The organism is Stenotrophomonas sp. (assembly GCF_050737075.1).
GTDB lineage: Bacteria > Pseudomonadota > Gammaproteobacteria > Xanthomonadales > Xanthomonadaceae > Stenotrophomonas.
In genome coordinates, this window is record NZ_JBOHXV010000170.1 from 1 (window position 1) to 3,195 (window position 3,195).

Annotated in this window: 4 protein-coding genes; all 4 read right to left on the reverse strand. The window is 58.8% G+C overall.

Features of this window, described 5'->3' with window-relative positions; translation table 11 throughout:
• Positions 1 to 17: 17 nt before the first annotated feature.
• A complete protein-coding gene (locus ACREPD_RS21935; protein WP_431601255.1) occupies positions 18 to 1,187 on the reverse strand; it encodes an acyltransferase family protein in 1,170 nt (389 codons plus the stop codon).
• The gene (locus tag ACREPD_RS21940) at positions 1,166 to 1,726 is read right to left on the reverse strand and encodes a phage tail protein (RefSeq protein ID WP_431601256.1); all 561 of its coding nucleotides are present in this window, start codon (positions 1,724 to 1,726) and stop codon (positions 1,166 to 1,168) included. The genes ACREPD_RS21935 and ACREPD_RS21940 overlap by 22 nt, the downstream gene beginning before the upstream one ends.
• Positions 1,727 to 1,740: 14 nt before the next feature.
• The gene (locus ACREPD_RS21945; RefSeq protein ID WP_431601257.1) at positions 1,741 to 2,745 is read right to left on the reverse strand and encodes a tail fiber protein; all 1,005 of its coding nucleotides are present in this window, start codon (positions 2,743 to 2,745) and stop codon (positions 1,741 to 1,743) included.
• A gap of 1 nt (position 2,746) precedes the next feature.
• Positions 2,747 to 3,195 (reverse strand): putative phage tail protein (locus ACREPD_RS21950; RefSeq protein ID WP_431601258.1); only part of this gene is annotated, 449 nt, incomplete at its 5' end.

The window sequence follows — 3,195 nt, forward strand, 5'->3', positions numbered from 1 at the left end:
CACGTCGCCCTGTTCTGTCATGCTGATTGGGCTGCGGACAAGAGACGACGAGTTGCAGCCTTGCTGGTGTTTAGAAGTGGCTTTTCTATCCAGCGATGGCAAATAAGCCCTCCAACTACACATGCAATCATCATCCCTAGAATGAACGCGCAGTGCTGCCATACGGATTCATTCCAACCCGAGGCGCTCCACAGTCTTGCCCCGATGCTCAGTACGAATAGATGGCTCAGATAGATCGAGTAGGAAGCGTCGCCAACAAGGAGAAAGACTGAGCGGCTGAAGCTTCTGTCCGCACGTTCCCAGCGGACCAGCCCCGTAAGAAGAAGGGCGCTGGGAAGTCCAAACGCAATGGTTCGGGTCAATGCTGCGTCACCACCTTGGACATACTGCATCTGCAGCAGCACGGCACCCGCTGCAAAGCCGATGCCTCCAGTGATTGCGAAGCCTGCAGCCAAGCGCGCCGGGAGGCGACGCCAGTACATGCCAATAAGGGCTCCGAAAATGAACTCCCATCCCATTGGGCTGCTGACGATCAGCCAGACTGGAGAATCTCCCGGGATGAGCTGCATTGCCAGCAAGGCGACAGTCCACGCCGCGAAAAATGCGAGAACCCGACGCTCGGAAACTAAAGCAATCGCGAGTGCCATCATCAGGTAGAAGAAGGCTTCGTAGATCAATGTCCAACCGACCTGAAGCAGCGGAAGTGTAGGTTGCGGCAAAAGCAAGTACGAAGCCAGGATGCTCTTGTCGTGGTAGGTGCCATCTACAGCCCCTGGTCTGACCAGTAGCAATAGAACGATCGCTGTCGTAAACAACCAATAGAGCGGCAATATCCGCAGTCCGCGCTTCGCCAGAAACCGTACTGCGCCTGTGGTGCTCCCGAACCTGCCCGCCATCACGGTAGTCATCACAAATCCGGAGATGACGAAGAACAGATCAACCCCACCATAGCCGTACTCTGCGAGGCTTCCGCCGAGCAGCGATGCTCCACGCCCGTGCACAACCTCGGCATTCACTAGGTGAAACAGAACCACCATCAGCGCTGCGATTCCGCGAAGCATTTGGATCGAGGTAAAGTGCGTATTGCGTGACGCAGTACGCCCCCGTGTAACATTTTGCAGCATGATGACCCCAAGGCTACCGGTCAGATAGGTGACCGGGAATTTTACTTCAGCTTCTTGACCCACCCGCCGATTAACTCGTCCCATCTAGCGACATCCGCGTTTCCGCGCGGCGGCGCTATCGTGGTGAGCTCAAACGGCAGAGGCTGTCCCACTGGCAGCGAGTCAACCAGCACGGCGGTGGATTTGTCCCAGAGCGGGATCAAGCTGAAGTCGGGAATGGCACGCCACGCTTTCGCTGCATCGTCCCACTGATTTCGACAGTGATCGTCAGGGCCAAACACAATTGGCTGAGTAGTGGTCAGGTCATCGGAGAGCGCTTCTCCCAGCGAGAGCGTGTTGGCCACCGGCTCCGCAGTGGCCTTGGCGTAGAGCATGACATGACGAAAGTCGGCAACGGTCTCCCACGCATCCAAAGCTATGGTCAAGCGATGCCGTCGAAACAGGCCAGCCGAATCGCCTGGTGAGAACTCCACCGCAGACGGCGGCAGAGGATAGGTGCCATCGGCAGGCGACAGAAATACGGTGATGTTGCCCAGCAGCTCCCGGGTGACTGGGTCGTAGGAAAAGGCGGGGCGCGAATCTGGAAGCGACGTGAAACTCATGCGGGCAACCTCAATTAGTAGGCAATGCAATAAATCATGCGCAGACCCGCAGGCAAATTGTCATTCCCGCCGGCGCTGTTCACGGTGATGATGTGGCCATGTGCCCCTGCACCTCGGTTATCCAAGGAATGCGAGTGGTCACTTGCTGCGGCGACTCCGATTGTATGAGTGTGGTTTCCAGGGCCGTTCATGCCGATGTTATGGGAATGATTCCCCGCGCCATCCGTTGAGAAAGTGTGGTTGTGGCCCCCGGCTACGTTCGTACCCACTGCGCCACTATTCATTTCGTGGAAGCCGGCGTCACCGCCAGTTTGATAGCGAGCGCGGAAGCTACCCATGCTATGGGTGTGATCACCGCCCCAAGACGTTCCGCCGGTATGCGCATGACTTCCCTGCGCGTCTGTCCATGCACCATGCGTATGGTCGCCAGCCGCTCCGGAACTGGCAGCATGCGTGTGGCTTCCTGCGTTGAAGACGCCGATGTAATGCGTGTGATCCCCAACGTCCGAAGCGCTGGCCGTATGCGCATGGGAAATGACAACACCAGGCGCATGGATGCCTACATTGGCAGGGTCGTTGGTATGGGTGATCGTGGTGCCTTCCTTGCACAACGGAAGGTTGAAGGTGGTCTTGCCATCCCCCGCACCGTACGTTGTGCCCACAGCGGCGAACAGATCGGCGTAGGTGGTGCGTGAAACGGTTGCGCCGTTACAGTGCAACATTCCCTCGGGCACGATTTTTCCAGCGAACGCGATTACCTGCCCGGGAACATACCGAGTCTTACGAATCAGCGCCTGAATGGCCCGCAGCAACTGGGAATCGTCATCGCGGTCCAGCGCTTGACCGGCCCCTTCCACGGCATTGCTCAATTCGGCCTGGACGGTATTGAACCAATCGGCACCTGGGACGGTAGCTTTGACGCCACCGACGAAGTCGCCGCTGGTGAAGTAGCCCGGTTGGCCAGGCTCTTGCCTCGGTGGGGGTGCGGATGCGGCGGTTGGAACATCGATACGATGCACGTCAGGACTCCAGGAACTGGCAGAAGGTATGCGCCGGCTTGAGGTTGTTAAAGGTGGCCTCCAGCGCGGCATCAGTGGCCGGTGTGGCATCGGGCGGGCGGCGGTCGATGCGCACCTGCCAGACGAACAGCACGTCTTCTAGGTACAGCGGTTCATCCACGTTGCTGTGGCCCACTCGCCAAGGCTTGGGCTCGGTGATCGTGATCACGTAGCCAGTGGCAGCCGCCAAACGCACAAAGTACGGAATGGAGAGCCCTCCAAGCTCGCCAAGTTTGGCCAACACCGCCTGCACGCGATCGGTGGGGCCTGCACTGGGCAATGGACGCAGGCCGAGCACGCGCTCCCAGTCGGCGATTCCATCACCGGCAGTGGCCGGGTGCATCGCATTCTCGATGGTCTTGGCGCGATCTACGGCCATCTGCAGCGCATCGGCCTCTGCGTCGATGACCG